The sequence below is a fragment of the Pedobacter sp. GQ55 genome (genome assembly GCF_059758925.1).
In genome coordinates, this window is the sequence record NZ_JCAXEI010000003.1 from 1 (window position 1) to 18,147 (window position 18,147).

At 35.0% G+C, this 18,147-nt stretch carries 15 protein-coding genes; 14 read left to right on the forward strand and 1 reads right to left on the reverse strand.

What is annotated here, in order from left to right; genetic code table 11:
- The 9 genes from AC6CH7_RS08915 to AC6CH7_RS08955 all read left to right on the forward strand — a co-directional run.
- Window positions 1-574 (forward strand): P-loop NTPase family protein (locus tag AC6CH7_RS08915; RefSeq protein ID WP_498262358.1); only part of this gene is annotated, 574 nt, incomplete at its 5' end.
- Window positions 575-581: 7 nt separating this feature from the next.
- Window positions 582-2,081: an O-antigen ligase family protein gene (locus AC6CH7_RS08920; RefSeq protein WP_498262359.1), complete on the forward strand. Its 1,500-nt coding sequence runs from the start codon at window positions 582-584 to the stop codon at window positions 2,079-2,081.
- Between the two features lie 20 nt (window positions 2,082-2,101).
- Window positions 2,102-2,716: an acyltransferase gene (locus tag AC6CH7_RS08925; protein WP_498262360.1), complete on the forward strand. Its 615-nt coding sequence runs from the start codon at window positions 2,102-2,104 to the stop codon at window positions 2,714-2,716.
- A gap of 33 nt (window positions 2,717-2,749) precedes the next feature.
- Window positions 2,750-3,952, forward strand: coding sequence for a glycosyltransferase (locus AC6CH7_RS08930; RefSeq protein ID WP_498262361.1), 1,203 nt, complete (start codon window positions 2,750-2,752; stop codon window positions 3,950-3,952).
- The gene (locus AC6CH7_RS08935) at window positions 3,952-5,124 is read left to right on the forward strand and encodes a glycosyltransferase family 2 protein (protein WP_498262362.1); all 1,173 of its coding nucleotides are present in this window, start codon (window positions 3,952-3,954) and stop codon (window positions 5,122-5,124) included. The genes AC6CH7_RS08930 and AC6CH7_RS08935 overlap by 1 nt, the downstream gene beginning before the upstream one ends.
- 23 nt (window positions 5,125-5,147) lie before the next feature.
- Window positions 5,148-6,287: a glycosyltransferase family 4 protein gene (locus AC6CH7_RS08940; protein ID WP_498262363.1), complete on the forward strand. Its 1,140-nt coding sequence runs from the start codon at window positions 5,148-5,150 to the stop codon at window positions 6,285-6,287.
- A gap of 19 nt (window positions 6,288-6,306) precedes the next feature.
- Window positions 6,307-6,879: a gluconate 2-dehydrogenase subunit 3 family protein gene (locus AC6CH7_RS08945; protein ID WP_498262364.1), complete on the forward strand. Its 573-nt coding sequence runs from the start codon at window positions 6,307-6,309 to the stop codon at window positions 6,877-6,879.
- Window positions 6,880-6,886: 7 nt separating this feature from the next.
- The gene (locus tag AC6CH7_RS08950) at window positions 6,887-8,578 is read left to right on the forward strand and encodes a GMC oxidoreductase (RefSeq protein ID WP_498262365.1); all 1,692 of its coding nucleotides are present in this window, start codon (window positions 6,887-6,889) and stop codon (window positions 8,576-8,578) included.
- A gap of 26 nt (window positions 8,579-8,604) precedes the next feature.
- Window positions 8,605-9,966: a lipopolysaccharide biosynthesis protein gene (locus AC6CH7_RS08955; RefSeq protein ID WP_498262366.1), complete on the forward strand. Its 1,362-nt coding sequence runs from the start codon at window positions 8,605-8,607 to the stop codon at window positions 9,964-9,966.
- A 9-nt stretch (window positions 9,967-9,975) separates the two neighbouring features.
- Here the strand turns inward: AC6CH7_RS08955 and AC6CH7_RS08960 are convergent, their stop codons facing one another.
- The gene (locus AC6CH7_RS08960) at window positions 9,976-11,403 is read right to left on the reverse strand and encodes a hypothetical protein (RefSeq protein ID WP_498262367.1); all 1,428 of its coding nucleotides are present in this window, start codon (window positions 11,401-11,403) and stop codon (window positions 9,976-9,978) included.
- Window positions 11,404-11,944: 541 nt separating this feature from the next.
- On the opposite strand from AC6CH7_RS08960, the gene AC6CH7_RS08965 reads away from it, so the two are divergent.
- The 5 genes from AC6CH7_RS08965 to AC6CH7_RS08985 all read left to right on the forward strand — a co-directional run bounded on the left by AC6CH7_RS08965 (window position 11,945) and on the right by AC6CH7_RS08985 (window position 18,147).
- Window positions 11,945-13,147: a glycosyltransferase gene (locus AC6CH7_RS08965; RefSeq protein WP_498262368.1), complete on the forward strand. Its 1,203-nt coding sequence runs from the start codon at window positions 11,945-11,947 to the stop codon at window positions 13,145-13,147.
- 63 nt (window positions 13,148-13,210) lie between these two features.
- Entirely contained in the window at window positions 13,211-14,725 is a 1,515-nt protein-coding gene (locus AC6CH7_RS08970) for a lipopolysaccharide biosynthesis protein (RefSeq protein ID WP_498262369.1), read from the forward strand.
- Window positions 14,726-14,737: 12 nt separating this feature from the next.
- The gene (locus AC6CH7_RS08975; RefSeq protein ID WP_498262370.1) at window positions 14,738-15,646 is read left to right on the forward strand and encodes a phosphoribosyltransferase family protein; all 909 of its coding nucleotides are present in this window, start codon (window positions 14,738-14,740) and stop codon (window positions 15,644-15,646) included.
- 24 nt (window positions 15,647-15,670) lie between these two features.
- On the forward strand, window positions 15,671-17,239 hold the full coding sequence (locus AC6CH7_RS08980) for a hypothetical protein (RefSeq protein ID WP_498262371.1): 1,569 nt from the start codon (window positions 15,671-15,673) through the stop codon (window positions 17,237-17,239).
- Entirely contained in the window at window positions 17,236-18,147 is a 912-nt protein-coding gene (locus tag AC6CH7_RS08985) for a glycosyltransferase family 2 protein (protein ID WP_498262372.1), read from the forward strand. The genes AC6CH7_RS08980 and AC6CH7_RS08985 overlap by 4 nt, the downstream gene beginning before the upstream one ends.

The window sequence follows — 18,147 nt, forward strand, 5'->3', positions numbered from 1 at the left end:
CGAGTTTCTGTCTTTTAAAAACCTTTTACGCTCGTTGCGTTTTGAGATTTCGGATGCTTTGAAAAAGAAAAATGCCAAGATATTGGGGGTTACAAGTCTTGATAGCAATGAGGGCAAATCCTTTCTGTCGGGCAGTTTGGCCTATGGTTTTGCAATGATGGGAGAAAAAGTGCTGTTAATTGGAGGAGAAACAAAAAAGGTGATGTCGGATTCAAAAGAACTGGCTATAAACCAGGATTTTGAGACCTTTTTAGTGAGGCGCGAAATTCAGACAGAAGATCTGATTACAATTTTGAATAAGAATGATGCGAATTCATCTTTATTGGAGAGCCAGAGTACAACAAGTTTAAGAAAGGGCTTTGAGGTTTTAAAAAACGAGTTTGATGTAATTATCATAGATGTAAACGGGCTTAAAGACATTAACAAAGCGAAAGAGTGGTTGCTTTTTACAGAGCTGAACTTAGCTGTTTTTGAATCCGGAAGATCTATATCAGATCCTCAAAAAGAGCTGTTGACATATATTAAGGGGCAACCTGGATTTATTGGTTGGGTTCTTAACAAAGTGAAATCATAAATAATCTATGTACCAATATTTATCCTCATTATCACAAACACGGCGCACAATAATTTTGTCGGTTTTAGGGATATTGGTTGCATTTGGGGTTAGTTTTCTAACCTATCTGAACCCAATGGGAGCGGTACTTTTGATTTTAGCGCCGTTATTTGTTGTTTTTTTGATCTGTCTTTTTAGAGAACCATGGATAGGTCTTTATGCGCTAACAGCTTATTGTTTTCTATTTGGGATCTTGTCGCGCGAAGTTGGTGGTATAGCTTATGGTATAGGAATAGAGGCCCTTTTATTGCTGATCTGGGTGATAGTAATCATTCAGCACAAGCGATATGACTGGACACGTTTAAATAACCCGCTGACCAAATTAATGCTGATGTGGTTTATCATTAGTGTAGTAGAAATTATAAATCCTGAAGGTGCCAGTGTGATGGGCTGGTTACAGGAGATAAGAAGTACAGCACTGTTTCCGATGCTGATCATCCCTTTGGTATTTCTATTGATTGATTCTGAAAAGAAATTGAACTGGGTGTTAATACTTTTGATGGCATTATCGCTGCTGGCGACTTTAAATGGTATTAAACAGCAGCATATAGGTGTTTCGTCTGGCGAGCAAAAATTTTTAGATGAAGTTGGAGCAGTTACCCACTTGTTATGGGGAAAGTTAAGGGCGTTTTCTTTTTATGGTGATTCGGGACAGTTTGGTGTTTCCCAGGCTTCCTTTGTAATGATTGCTATTGTGCTTGCAATAGCTCCGTTCAAATCGTGGAAAAGAGTGCTTGCCCTGGTTGCTGCCGGACTATCTTTTTACGGAATGTTGATTTCGGGAACAAGGGGTGCGTTTTTTGCTTTGGTGGTAGGTGCATTGTGTGTTTTCTTTCTGACCAAAAATTTGAAAGTAATCATTCTTGGGGTAGTTGTAGCTGTGTTGTTTTTTGGGTTTTTAAAGTTCACCACCATTGGTAATGGTAATTACGGTTTGTACAGATTACGAAGCGCATTGAACTTTAAAGAAGCCTCATTAAATGTTAGGTTTAACAACCAAAAGGTTCTTAGCGCGCGTTTGCATGACAAACCTTTTGGTGGGGGACTAGGCGTAATTGGTACCTGGGGTAAACTTTATAATAAGGATAAGTTTCTTTCGACAATTGAACCTGATAGCTACTGGGTTAAAGTTTGGGCTATGTACGGTGTTGTTGGACTAACAATTTGGTTTTCTATGATGATGTATATTCTGGGTAAGTGTAGTGGGATAATCTGGAAGATCAGGAATGTGGGGCTCAGGTATAAATGTATTGCAATGCTTTCGGCAACAGCGGGTATTTTTTTATGCAGCTATGGTAATGAGGTGATTAATTCAATGCCATCGGCCATTGTAGCAGCTTTATCTTTCGCACTTATTTTTCAGAGTGTGAATTTTGATAAAAGGGAGCCTTTGCCATCAAATAATAATAGTGAGCCAAGTAACGATACTGAAAGAAGTAATGATCAAGGGCTAATTATCATGTCCTAGTGCAATAGAATTTAATATTTATGTCGATAGTCAATAAAATAAAATCAAATCCCAGGCTAAAAAAGCTGCTGCATAAGATGTTGATACCTGAAAATGATCATAAGCCACGACTTTGGGTTAGACTTTTTGTGAATCCTTTTATACATAAAAAAGGATCAGGGAGCATTATCCGACGCCGAAATAGAATGGATGTTTTTCCATTTAATGAATTCAGTTTAGGTGAGAAATCTATAATTGAGGATTTTGTAACTATCAATAATGGAGTGGGTAATGTGTTAATAGGCAATAATACGATTATTGGAATTGGCAGTGTGGTAATTGGTCCGGTTGAGATAGGGAATACTGTAATGTTGGCACAGAATATAGTTGTTTCGGGACTGAACCATGGTTACGAGGATATTCACGTTCCGCCAAGTAAACAGAAGGAGATTCGGAAAAAAATTACCATTGGTGATGATGTTTGGATTGGTGCAAACAGTGTGATTACTGCTGGTGTAACGATAGGTAAACATGTTGTTATTGGGGCAGGAAGTATAGTAACCAAGGATATCCCGGATTACTGTGTAGCAGTAGGCAACCCGGCAAGAATAATAAAGAAGTATTCTGAAGATACTAAATCCTGGATGTCTGTTTAGTTTTTCTAAATGGCAGCAAGTAATTAACTAGACATGATCAATAGAGATGTAATTATTATTGGACAGCAACCCTGGGATACTGAAATTGGCAGTAACTGCAAAAATATTGCGCTCGAACTTTCAAAAAATAATAAAGTATTATATGTGAACTCCCCGCTTGATAGAATTACCCGATATAAAGATCATGACAATTTAAAAATTAAAAAACGTTTGCGGGTAATTGAGGGAAAAGAGAAAGGATTAATAAAAATTAAGGATAACCTTTGGAATCTGTATCCGGATTGCATGGTTGAATCTATAAACTGGATTGCAAATCCATCTATATTTAATTATTTGAATAAGAGAAACAATAAAAAGTTCTCTAATTCGATAAAAAAGGCTTTAGAGGAATTGGGTTTTAAAGATTTTCTGCTGTTTAATGACAATGAATTATTAAAAGGCTTTTATTTAAAGGATCTATTACATCCTTCACTAAGTATTTATTATTCTCGCGATTATATTCTGGCTGTTGATTACTGGAAAAAACATGGGAAAAGACTTGAACCTTTAATTATTGCTCAAAATGATTTGTGTTTGGCAAATTCTCTATACCTAACTGACTATTGCAAAAGCTATAATGAGAACTCTTATTATGTTGGCCAGGGCTGTGATATTGAGATGTTCAAAAATGCCCATGTAAGTGATAAACCTAAGGAGTTCGCAAATATTAATACCCCGGTTGTTGGTTATGTTGGCGCTTTAAATAGCATACGATTGGATATATCGCTATTATACCATATTGCAAATAAAAGGAAGGATTTAACTTTTGTTTTGGTAGGTCCAGAAGATGATGATTTTGCATTTAGTAATTTACATGATCTGGAAAACGTGATTTTTACAGGGATAAAGAGACCGGAAGAGCTTCCCTTGTATATGGGCTTTTTTGATGTATGTATTAATCCTCAATTAGTGAATATGGTAACAGTTGGTAATTATCCGAGAAAGGTGGATGAATATTTAGCAATGGGTAAGCCAATAGTTGCAACACAAACAAGAGCAATGGAAATTTTCTCTTCGTATGTATATTTAGCAGAGAATAAAGAAAGTTTTGCGCTGCTTATACAAAGAGCTATTGACGAAAATACTGAAGAGTTGCAGGTGGCGAGAAGAGCTTTTGCCTCAAGCCATAGTTGGGAAAATTGTGCCAATGAAATCTATAAAGCTATTTTTAAATCTTTAAAAACAAAAGAATCTTAATGGATATAATTTATACTCTCTTTATTGTTATTCAAGTTCTAATTGGGGTACATTTATTTACCCCCTTAATCTTGTTTCTTTTTAAGTTTTTTAATAAGCAAAGCATAACTAATAACTCAGCCGGAACCGATTTTGATTATGCTGTTATTGTTACTGCATATCAGCAGACCACTTTAATTCCAATGGTGGTAGATTCTATTTTGAAGGCGAATTATACCAATTACATTATTTATGTTGTGGCAGATAACTGCGATGTTAGTGATTTGAATTTTACAGACAACAAGGTTGTTGTTTTGAAACCGGAAGAAGTATTGGCCAGTAATACCAAATCGCATTTTTATGCAATAGACAGATTTCAAAGAGATCATGAAATAATAACAATAATTGATAGTGATAACTTAGTTCATCCCGAATATTTTATTGAATTGAACAAATTCCTTTCAGCGGGTTATACCGCAGTTCAAGGGGTAAGGGCAGCTAAAAATTTAAATACCCCATATGCGTGCCTTGATGAGGCGGGAGATATATTTTACAGGCTGATTGATCGAAAACTTTTATTTGAAGCTGGATCATCTGCAGCGCTTTCAGGATCTGGGATGGCTTTTACGACAACGGTTTATAGGGATTGTCTGGAGCATACACCAATTACGGGTGCTGGTTTTGATAAAATATTACAATATGAAATTTTAAATAGGGGTTACAAGATAGCATTTGCTGAGAATGCAATTGTGTATGACGAAAAAACAAGTAAAACCGGTCAGTTGGTAAACCAGCGATCAAGATGGCTGAATACCTGGTTTAAGTATTTTTTTCTTGGCCTGAATCTATTTGGCAAATCTATTGTGAATTTCAATCTGAATCAGGGATTGTTTAGCCTTATGTTGCTTAGACCGCCACTATTTATATTGCTAATTCTCTCAGCTACTTTTTTTGTATTGGACTTGTTTTTTATTCCACTATTCACAATTTATTGGCTACTTGGAGCGATCGTATTTATTGTTTCTGTGCTTTCGGCACTGAAATATTTTAATGCGGATAAAAGAATCTACAGCTCTTTAAAAAACGCACACAAATTTATGTATTACCAGGTTTTAGCACTTTTAAAAGTTCGAAAAGCCAATAAAATTTCGGTAGCCACAGAACACTATTATAAAGAAGAGATAAAGAAATAGACTATAAAGTAAAGAATCGATAGATGAAAAAGAAGTTGCGTATTGGGATAGAAGTTCAGCGTATTTTCAGAGCGAAAAAGCATGGGATGGAGGTTGTTGCATTAGAACTGATAAATGAAATCCAGAAGTTAGATAAGTACAACGAATATATTCTATATGCAAGAAATGACGTAGATAATACTTGCGTTAAAGAACAGGATAATTTTAAAATCAGGACGTTTTCTTCAAGTTCGTATCCAACATGGGAGCAATTTGCTTTACCAAATGCGGTAAAGAAAGACAACTTAGATTTTCTTCATTCAACATGCAATACTTCGGCGCTTAATCTGTCGGTTCCTTTAATACTTACTTTACATGATATTATTTACCTTGAGAAAACGGACTTTAAAGGAACTTCATACCAGAATTTTGGCAATCTATACAGAAGGTTTATAGTGCCTAAAATTGTGGATGAGAGTAAGTTGATCATCACCGTTTCGAATTTTGAGAAGGAGGTGATCCTGAACAAACTGAAATTGCCGGAGGATAAGGTTAAGGTGATCTATAATGCGGTGAATCCTAAATTTAACGCTGAATATTCTAATGAAAAGCTTCTTGCTTTTAGGAATACTCATAGATTACCGCAAGAATTTATCCTTTTTTTAGGAAATACTGCGCCTAAAAAGAATACTTTAAATGTAATTAAGGCATATACTGAATATCGTTCCGTTATTAGTGAGGGATTGCCTCTGGTTATTTTAGATTATGACAGGAAATTAGTTGAAGATACACTGAAGGAATTAGGTAAAGAACAATTTATTGAAAACTTTATTTTTCCGGGATATATTCCTTCTGATGAGATGCCTTTGCTTTATAATTGCTCAAGCCTATTTTTGTATCCGTCTTTGCGTGAAAGCTTTGGGTTGCCTATTTTAGAAGCTATGGCTTGTGGAGTACCTGTTATTACTTCAAATACTTCGTCTATGCCAGAGGTGGCTTCGAATGCAGCATTGTTTGTTAACCCATTTGATCATATTGAGATTAAAGACGCAATGATTCGTTTTTTTGCCGATAGTGCTTTGCGGTCGGAAATGAGGGAATTGGGATTAAAAAGAGCTGCGAATTTTACCTGGAAATCTGCAGCGGAGCAATTGCTCTCCATATATAATTCATTTATCCTTTAGCTAGTAATAAAAGAATGCTATGAATCGGAGACAGGTTATATATAGAATATTAGGAATTTCAGCAATAGCTGTAAGTGGAGCTGGATTTTGGAAATACCGGGCCATTTATAAGAAACCTGATCTTTTATATCTGATGAGTAAAAAATCGCTTATAGCCGAAATAGCTGAGACCATTATACCTGCTACAGATACCCCAGGGGCTAAAATGGCAAAGGTTGAGGACTTTATTATTAAGATGGTTAGAGATTGTACAGCAACAAAATCTCAAAATAATTTTATAAAAGGACTAGGTGATTTGGAAGCGTACACCGAGCAGAATTACAGTAAGCCATATATTTTATGTAATGTGAAAGAACGGGAAGCTGTACTAACTCATTTTGAGAATTTAGAAGAATCGCATTACCTGATTCGTAAACTGAAACAGAAAATACTAGGGGACAATTTCTTTTATATGTTTAAGTCTTACACGGTGACCGGCTATTGTACCTCTGAGCCGGGCGCTACCAAAGGATTATCATATGACTATTTACCCTCAACTTTTGAGGCATGTCTTACAATTGGGGATAAACAAAAATCTTGGGCAACAAAATAATTTGTAAATGATAAACGCTTTTGAAAAGTCTGTTTCTTATGATGCGATTGTGATCGGATCAGGAATTACCGGTGGTTGGGCCGCTAAGGAGTTGTGTGAGAAAGGCCTTAAAACACTTATGCTGGAGCGAGGAAGAGATATCCGTCATATTAAAGATTATCCAACGGCTAACTTAAATCCATGGGATTTTGAATATAGATTAAATAATACAAATAAGGAGTCAACAGAGAATCCGATACGAAGCGGAACATCTGACGAAAGTGATCGTATGTTTTATGTGAGTGATAAGGAGCATCCTTATATTCAGCATAAACCCTTTAATTGGATAAGAGGTTATCAGGTTGGTGGTAAATCTTTAATTTGGGGAAGACAATGTTATCGGTTAAGCGATCTTGACTTTGAAGCAAATATTAAAGATGGTGTTTCTATCGATTGGCCAATAAGATATAAAGATGTTTCTGGGTGGTATGACTATGTTGAAAGGTTTATTGGTGTTAGTGGTAAGCATGAAAACCTTCCGTATTTACCTGATGGCTGCTATCAGCCTCCGATGGAGCTTAACTGTATAGAAAAACATCTTGCCTCATCTATAAAAAAGAATGATGAGCATAGGTTGCTAACTATTGCCCGTGTTGCAAATTTAACAAGGGGACTGACCGATAGAGGACCTTGCCAGAATAGAAATTTATGCACCAGGGGATGCCCTTACGGCGGATATTTTAGCAGTAATAGCGCTACAATACCGGCAGCAGCTGCAACAGGAAATTTGACAATCAGGCCTTTTTCAGTTGTTAAGGAAATTATTTATGATGAAAAACTTCAAAAAGCCACAGGGGTAAGGATAATAGATTTGAACACGCTTGAGGAGTTTGAATTTAATGCGGGGATTATTTTTGTTAATGCTTCGACAATTGATACCACTTCGATTCTATTAAATTCTAAATCGTCGAGATTTCCAAATGGACTTGGTAATGATAGTGAGCAATTGGGGCATAACCTGATGGATCATCACTCTTCTTCAGGAGCTTCTGGGGTGCATGAGGGTTTTAAAGATGAATATTATAAGGGGAGGAGACCCTGTGGTTTTCTTATCCCAAGATTTAGAAACATAGAAAAGGGAGACAACGTCGACTTTTTAAGGGGATACAATTTTCAGGGAAGAGGCGAAAGAGAAGGCTGGCAAGAGAAAAAAAATAATTTAAAGGGATTTGGATCTACCTTTAAAGATCAATTAACTAAACCCGGATCTTGGTCTGTATGGATGGGGGGATGGGGCGAATGCCTTCCGTATTTTGACAACAAAGTAGCGCTTTCGGAGAATGAGAAAGATAAATGGGGATTGCCTTTGATTGAGATAGATTTCTCATTTAGAGAAAATGAACATTTAATGATGAAAGATATTCAGAATACAGGAGCGATTATGCTTGAAAAGGCTGGATTTAAAGATGTTAATACTTTCTCTTATAACACACCAGGTGGAGCAACAGTGCATGAAATGGGAACTGCGAGAATGGGCAATGATCCTAAAACATCTGTATTAAATAAACATAACCAAATACATGCTGTAAGAAATGTGTTTGTTACAGATGGAAGTTGTATGACTTCATCTGCATGTCAAAATCCTTCATTAACCTATATGGCGTTAACTGCCCGTGCATGTGATTATGCTGTTAGTGAAATGAAAAAGGGAAATATTTAAATTTTAGCTTAAAGTAGATCAATACAATGAAATCGAAGATTGCCTTCTTGTTAAGTTTAGCTAAAAGTAAACATATCTTATCTCTAACCAGTAACGGCATAAACGCCGTAATTGGAGTTGTAACGCTGTCTATTCTTTTTAGACATTTAACAAGGGAGGATATGGGTAATTGGGGTTTCTTTTTAACGATTTTGTTATTGGTGGATACCTTTAGATCCGGATTTTTGTCTACCGCCTTTGTAAAGTTCTTTTCGGGATCAACTGAGAACAGAAAAAAGGAAATAATAGGTTCAACATGGTTTATCGCGATTATGATAACGCTGTTTTTTGCGGTATTGAATGTTCCTGCTTATTTTGCTTCAGGTTATATTGCCGACCCTAGTTTTAAGCTTTTTCTCCAATTCTTTAGTGTTAATTACATCTTATCACTTCCATTTTTTGTTTCAAATTGCATTTTGCAGGGAAAACAAAGGTATGATCGTTTATTATTCTTAAACTTTGCTAATCAAGGTTGTTTCTTGTTGTTGATTCTTCTGAATTTAAAAGGAATTACCATACACACGGTTTTGTATTGCTATTTGTCTGCAAATTTTGTGTCGAGTTCAATAGCTTTGTTTTTTAGATGGACCGATATTAGCATGCTGAAATATAAAACCAGGTCCGCTATATCCGAAATCTATAATTTTGGAAAATACAGCGTGGGAACAAATTTGAGTGCAAATCTGTTAGGTTCTGTTGACTCGTTTATCATCAAACTTTTTCTTGGCCCCTCGGTTCTGGCGGTATACAATGCAGGAACTAAATTGGTGCAGATTATCGAGATTCCTTTAAGAAGTTTTGTTTATACAGCTATGCCAACCTTATCAGCCTGCTTTAATTCAAATGAAAAGACGAAGGTTATTCTTGTTATGAAAAAGTACATTGGAATGATAACGGTAGCACTGATGTCGGTTAGTGTGTTAGTCATCATTTTTGCAGATTTAGCTATATTAATTTTTAGCGGACCCAAATATGTTGCAACTGAAGCACCAAATATATTGAGGATATTTATGGTTATTGCATTCCTTTACCCAGCTGAACGCTTTTTTGCTGTTACATTAGATGTAATTCATATGCCTAAGGTTAATTTGCTGAAGATTATGCTTATGCTGTTCGTAACGGTATTAACCGACTGGCTTGCAATAGTGATTACAGGAAACGTTTATGTAGTAGCTACAGCTTCTGTTTTTTCTACGCTTACAGGACTTATAGTGGGATATTTTGCCTTAAATTATTATTATCAAAAATTTACTTTCTTTGATATGTTCATAAACGGGTATAGAGAAATAATTTTATTGTTAAAAAGATATTACTCAAAGTTTTTTGGTAAGAAATATCAACTTAAATAAGAATATCTTTTATTCTACTGCCCCAATTGAAGGATTGCTTGTTGATCTCGTTCTACCGTAATAGTCTACACTTATTAGTTTGATTAAAGAAGCATCGAAATTTTGAAGCGAAATTGCTCCTCCTGAACTTTTGGCTGCCGAATTGGAAGCTAAACCAAACTTTACATTGTCCGTTATTCCGGCATCCGTATAGGTTTTGAAATATTTGTTGGAATATGAGGTGGGTTTGGTACTACCCAACTGATTCCAGATAGGGTTTGTATTATACTGACCAACCAAAGGGAATTGGTACCCCAGGTTATTAAAAACCTCGCACTTTCCACCTTCCTGTGTATATAAGTCTAAAATCTGAGCAGGGAAGGTACCTGATTTTGGTAGTAAATTTCCACATGTATTATTAAATACTTTCGCATTTACATATGTTGTTTTCCCTGGCATAATGTTTCTTTTGAACGTTTGGAGTTCAAAGGCACTATATTCTCTTGAATTGGCAACAATATTATTGAATATTAAAACTTCTTTGGGACTATCACCTAAGCTAAAACACCAGGCTCTTATAGCATTTCCCTGATGATCTTTTACGTAATTATTATAAAATTTACCATTACCAATCAGATAGAAGATTCCGTTGTGATTGCTGCTCTCTTGATTGATATCTTTTATAGAATTATGATGGATATTATAGGAATCTACGCTCTCTAATACCACTGCACTTCCTACTTTTCCGGAGTTTTGAAATGTAACATAAGCAATTTCAATATCCTTTATCAGTCCTTTTATAACGTTGTCCTGAGCAGATCCCCTGAATCTGATTAATGTACCTGTGTTGTCACAATCAATGTTCAGAAATTTTAAATTTTTACTATAAGAAGTTTCTGAGCCATTGTAGATGTTTTGTGGGATATATTGAATACAACCATACGTTACAAGATTTTGAAATGATACATTTTGCAGCGTGAAGTTGTTGATGTTGTCTGTTAATTGAACTGGGGCTCCATCTACAGTTCTATCTTTAAAAAGAAATCCTCTTGAGATTCCCGGGGTTCCATTTCCACTAATAGTAACATTGTTTAAATTGGAGAGTTTTATTTGCTTGTTTCCAATCAGTTGAACAAGTCCGTCGTTTTGAACTATTACCGGTTTGTTAGCACCATTAATATTACTTATTTGTATACCATTATAGGACCCGCCTTTTATTTTGATTATAGTATTTGATGTTATTCCCAGTGTTTTTCCATCGATAGATAAATTACCTGAACCGGTTCCTAAATTTAAGATAGCTGCATCTGCTGGAGCAGCCACTGTATCTTTTGGAGGAGGGGCCGGTTTTTCAGTTTCAGGGAGTGGGACTTCCTCTACAGGAATTGTATTTTTTTTACAGGCTAATAAAATGATAATTGTAAATAAGAATAGATAACTCCTTGTTTTTACTGTCATAATTTAGATGTAAAATAATTTTTAATTACTATTGATTTTCGTTCGAAACAAATAACATTTACCATTACGACACTGTTTAATTATGAATCCCTATCTAATAATTAAGTGGCGTAATATTTGTAATGGGGAATGTTTTTCTCACTAAAAATAGTTTTTTTTCTTGAGAAAGAATGTTTTTTTATTTTTTTTTAAGCTTTAAAGTGCTTAAAGCTTCATTTGCTAAATTAATCGACAATAATATGTGTTTTGTGTGGAAAATTTTCCCCAATTTTTAATGTTTATTTCATCTAAATTGGACTTTCATTGAACTTATATCATTAATCAAATGCGGTAATGAATTGTTTCTGTTTCTAATTTAAGTTGTTAATTGTGAAAGCTTTATCACCTGTAAAAAGTTGTGGTATTACTTAGTTTAGGTTATCTTTAAAGGATATTGAAAACAATCGCAGTAAACAGACCTGTTTTGGATAGCTTATTGTTTTGAGTTTAATTGTATCTTATCGATCTACCAGTTATTAAATAGATATAAAAGCGTATTTTAATGAATTTTGTTTTTGTCAGTTTGCAACGAATAAATACAGATCGGGAGTCAACTTCCACAAGCTTAGCTAAAGAATTGGCAAAAAAGCACAGAGTATTATTCGTAAATCCTCCTATTGATAGAAAAACACTACTGTCAAAACACAACGACCGTTATGTAAAAGAGCATATTGAGCTTATAAAAAATGGCGGTACAGGAACAAGGAGTTTAACTGATAATCTATACGTATTAAATACGAATAGCTTGTTAGAGTCAATTAATTGGATTCCCTCAACAAAAGTATTTTCGCTTTTCAATTATGTAAATAACAGGCGTTTTGCCAGGGACATTAAGCACGCATTATTGGCCCTAAACTTTGACTCCTTTATCCTTATCAATGATAAAGATATATTCAGGAGCTTTTACCTAAAAGAATTATTAAAACCTGACCTATATATATATCTTGATAGGGATTATACGCTTGGTGTTGATTATTGGAAAAGACATGGTGAGGCGCTGGAACCTAAATTGATAAAAAAGTCGGATCTTGTAATTTGTAACTCTAATGACTTTGTTAGAAGCGCCAAAAAATATAACCCAAATAGTTTTTACATTGGAAACGGCGTAGATCTTAAACTTTTTAATAACGATATATTACATGATATCCCGGAGCGGCTAAAAAATCTGGATAAACCAATAATAGGTTATGTTGGGGCGCTAAGTTCTTTAAGACTTGATCTGGATTTAATCGTCAGGATAGCAATTGCAAAACCAGAATATAATTTTGTTTTAATTGGTGAAGAGGATAAGGAATTTAGTAAGAGTATTTTACATGAGATGAAAAATGTTCATTTTTTTGGTAAAATAGATAAGAAAAATATTCCTTCTTATGTGCAATATTTTTCCGTTTGTATAAATCCACAGTTACTTAATGAAATTACTATTGGTAATTTTCCTTTAAAAATAGTAGAATACCTTGCGATGGGGAAACCTGTAGTTGCAAAGTCTACAAATACAATGAAAGAAGTATTTTCAGAATACACTTATCTTGCTGATGATGCGCTAGAGTTCGCAAATTTAATAACAAAGGCCTTATCTGAAGATAATTCTGCCTTACACTCGGAACGGATTTCTTTTGCAAAGGGCTTTAGCTGGGATAAGGTTGTTTCGTTGTTAAATGAATCAATAAGGTCTTGTACCAACAATAATCAAACGCTGATCTAAATGTTAGCATAAATATTGATTTACTATAATTTTTATTGGCAATCCAAACTACTACGCTCATAGATGAACCGAGACAAACAGTATAATAAATGGCTAGAAACGTCCCATCTGACGCAAGACTTAAAATCGCATTCTATTTCAGGTGGTTTTAATACTGTTGCCGGTCAGGTATTGTCTTTTGGGATAAATATTCTGTCTACCATTATACTAGCCAGATTATTGGTGCCCGGAGATTATGGTTTGGTAGCTATGGTAACCACAATAACCGGGTTTATCACGGTTTTTAAAGACTTAGGTTTATCATCGGCAGTTATTCAAACAAAGGAGCTCAAGGACGAGCAGGTGAACTCTATCTTTTGGATAAGCATCGGGGTTAGTTTTGTTATAGCACTAATTGTTTCACTTTTAGCACCGCTTTTAGTTGCCTTTTATAAGGAAGAGCGACTGCTGAATATGACGCTTGTGTTTGCCGCAAGTATTTTTATTACGGGATTTTCCCTTCAGCATAATGCGTTAATGAAGCGGCAGATGAAGTTTAAAACTTTGTCGAGAATTCAGATTTTAAGCACTATAGGTAGTTTACTTACAGGTATGTTTCTGGCATGGAAAGGATTTGGTTATTGGTCAATTGTAGCTATTTCCGTCTCCAGTCCAATATATTCGACTATATCACTCTGGTTTTTATGCGATTGGCGGCCTCGACTTGGTTTTAATTCAAAGGGAATAAAAACATTAGTGTCTTTTGGCGCTGGTTTAACCGGATTTGATCTGGTAAATTATTTTTCCCGAAACATGGATAATGTTTTAATCGGAAAGTTCTCAGGATCAAGTGCATTGGGGATGTACTCAAAAGCCTATCAGTTGTTGCTTTTGCCAATTACTCAACTCCGGGATCCATTAAATGCGGTTGCGCTGCCGGCTCTAAGTAATCTTCAAAATGATAAATGGAAATACAATCATTTTTTTTGCAGATACCTTTTTACACTGGCCTTTTTCTCTATGCCCATTGTGATTTATTTTGCAATTTTTTCGCACGAAATTATCTTTATTGTTTTAGGACAAAAATGGATTGCTGCATCTGCTATATTTAAATTGCTAGCTGTATCTGCTTTTATCCAGCCTGTTGCAAGTACTCAGGGACTGCTACTGATAACTACCGGGAAAGCAAAAAAATACTTTTACCTAGGTATTATCAACTCTACTTTAGTTGTAGCCGGATTCTGCATTGGAATAAATTGGGGTACCACTGGTATTGCCATATCGTATGCAATTGTGACTTATGTATTGTTTATACCATTATTGCTCTATAGTTTGAAAGATTCGCATCTTTCTATTTTACAATTTCTAGAGGAAATTTTCTTGCCTGCAGTGTTTGCGCTAATTAGTGGTGCGGGTATGTTTTTTGTAAGAGCAAATTTGGGTGGCAGCAATTCATTTCTGACTTGCATTATAGGTTTTTTTGTGGGGGCTATTATCTATATAGGATTATGGTTTCTGACAAAGTTTACCAGAAAAAAAATGAATAGGATTCTTGAGATTGGTCAGTTCCTAATTAATAAGAATAAATTAAAAGCTTAAATAATCTAAAAAATGAACTACAGATCAATTGAAGATTTAAATCACACAATTACTACCAATCTTTCTAAAGTACCTTTGGAGATAGATTTAATTGTGGGGGTTCCCAGAAGTGGATTGCTTGCAGCGAATTTGCTGGCCTTACATTTAAATCTTCCCTTTACTGACGTAGAAGGATACGTTAATGGAAGAATCCTTCAGTCAGGAGAGCGATTAAAATCTTATATCAAGCCTTTTAGTGAATATAAAAATGTACTTATTGTTGAGGATAGCATTTGGTCTGGCAGCTCCATAATTAATGTTAAAAATAAGCTTAAAGGACTTTATCCGGAAAAGAAAGTACTATACACCGCTGTGTATGCTGTAGAAGAGACTAAAGATAATATTGACTTTTACTTTGAAATATGTCCGGGACCAAGAATTTTTGAATGGAATATGATGCACCATGATTTACTTGAGAATTGTTGTTTTGACATCGACGGTGTATTGTGCATAGATCCAACGGAAGAGGAAAATGATGACGGATCTAAGTATGAACATTTTTTAGAAAATGTAGAGCCATTTTTTAGACCAAGTAAAACCATTGGCTATTTGGTTACCAATAGGTTAGAGAGGTATAGAGCGCTAACCGAGGCTTGGCTAGCGAAGCACAATGTAAAATATAATCATCTGATTATGTTAGATCTTCCTGATAAGGCAGCAAGATTAAAGGCTAATAATCATGGCGGTTTTAAAGCGTCTGTATACGTGAAATATGATTGCTATCTGTTTATTGAAAGCTCTATATGGCAAGCAAAACAAATAGCTGACCTTTCAGGGAAGCCTGTTTATTGCACTGATGAAAGAAAAATGGTTTTCCCTAATAGTATGGGGAAATCGAAATTTCTATTAAGAAAAGTAATTAAAAAGCTAATTAGAAGATAAAAGTTAAATTTTTATAATAAAAAGATGAAAAAAACAAATCGAATTATTAATAGCATTTTAATAACATTTATCGTTTTTTTTACTTGCTGTACACCTGATAGAAAGGAGTATGTAGAAGTTGAACCCCTTAGGGATAAGCAGGTCAAGATTAAGGATATGTTTGGTATTAATGGCTTTGAATGGGATTTTTATGATCTGCAATATAATTTTGATACCACAAAATATAATCTGATAACCAATTTTGATGGCTTTAGACATTTTTTGGATTGGGAAAGGATCGAACCTGAAAAGGATGTCTTTAGATTTAACCATAAGCCTGAGGGCGGATGGAGTTATGATGAGATTTATCAAAAGTGTTTTAAAGATAGCATGTTGGTTGTAGTAGATTTACAGGTTACACCCAGCTGGCTAATAAATACGTACCCTGAACCCAGGCGTCAGAGAGATTTGATGCCGATAAAATTCGGCGATAAAAGAGATGCTCCATTATCATACATAGAAATTGGAAAGGCAGGATTTCAATTTGCAGCCAGATATGGTCAAAATAAGAAAATTGATAAAAATCTAATAAAAGTTCCTAAGGAATCTCATGAACCAATTATAGGTCTAGGTTATATAAAATACATAGAAAGTAGTAATGAGCCAGATAAGTGGTGGAAGGGTAAAGATTGTGAACAAAGTCCTGAAGAATATGCAGCTCAGCTTTCCGCATTTTACGATGGTCACAAAGGCAAATTAGGAAGAGGTGTGGGGGTTAAAACGGCCGATTCTACTATGAATGTGGTTATGGGAGGGCTGGCAAAACCAAATGTAGAGTTTGTAGAGCGGATGGTTGAGTGGTGTAAGAAGAATAGGGGATACAAAAAGAATGGTGAAGTTGATTTATGTTTTGATGTTATAAATTATCATATGTATTCTAATGATTATACAGGATGGTTTGCCAAATTCAAAAGTAAAAAGAGAGGAGTTGCTCCTGAAACTAATGAAATGACTGAAATTGCGAAAAGTTTCGCTGACTTGTCTTCAAAACTAGGAAATATGCCGGTATGGTCTACTGAAACCGGATATGATATAAGTGAAAAAAGTGTTCAAAGAGCCATTCCGATAGGATCAAAGTCTAATCTGATTACACAAGCAGATTGGTTACTTCGTTTAGGGTTATTGTATGCCAGATTAGGAATTGATAAGGTTTTTTATTACCAATTATATGATAATAATGATCCGGGGACTGATCCTGGAACTTCATTTGGATATTCAGGTCTTGTAGAAAAAAATAAGAAAAGGAGACCCGCTGCAGATTATATCCATCAAGTTACTAACCTAATGGGCGACTATTATTATTTCAATTCTATTAATGAAGATCCGGTAGTTGATATTTACCAGAATGGGAAAAAAAGAATGTATGTTTTAGTTGTTCCTGATGAAACAGATAGAAAAGAGAAATATTTGTTAGACTTAAATCAGGCAAAAAAGGCAGTAATACATCAGCTGAATCCTGGTTCTGATCAGATGATAACCAAGGAAGTAGCGACTAAAAATGGGCTGTTGGAAGTTGAAGTAACAGAGACCCCAATTTTTATAGAGGCAAAATGAGTCAAATTACCATAATTACTGTAAATTTTAATCAAATTAGGGTAACTGAAGATTTTTTAAGATCTGTATTGCGCAATGCCCCGAACGAAGACATTGAGCTTATTTTGGTTGATAATGGGAGTAGTGATGACAATGAAGCTTATTTTAAAAAGATATATCCTGAGGTAGTATATATAAGATCGGATAAAAACCTGGGATTTGCCGGAGGCAACAACCTGGGAATACGAGCTGCTAAAGGTGAATATATTTTACTGCTAAATAACGACACGGAAATAACTGAAAATATGATTCCGGCTCTTTTAAATGAAATGGAGCTGCGTCCAGATATTGGGTTGATTTCGCCATTAATCTTGTATTATGAAGACCCGAAAATTATTCAATATGCGGGTTTTACGGAAATGAATTATTTAACAGGTAGAAACAGGGGCATAGGGAATAAGGAGGTTGATCACGGACAATACAATTTGGACAGCAGAGAAACCGGTTATTGCCATGGGGCAGCAATGATGTGCAGGAAAAAAGATCTTGAACTTGCGGGTTTAATGTCTGAAGACTTTTTTCTTTATTATGAAGAATTGGATTGGTGTGATAAGTTTAAGAAAATAGGTAAAAAAGTATGGTTTACCGGCAAATCGAAAATTTACCATAAGGAATCGATGAGTGTAGGTAAGGAAAGTAGAATTAAGACATACTTTATGACTAGAAATAGAATGCTATATATTAGAAGAAATACATCTTTATTAAATACAATTATCTTTAGCATCTATTACATTTGTTTTGCATGCCCAAAGCAGATTATATCTTATATCTTCAAAAAAAGATTGGATTTAGTAAAGTGGGTGTTTAAGGGCGTGTTTTGGAATCTTACAAATTCAAAAAGCAGCAATAAATTAGGATTTAAAATTTAG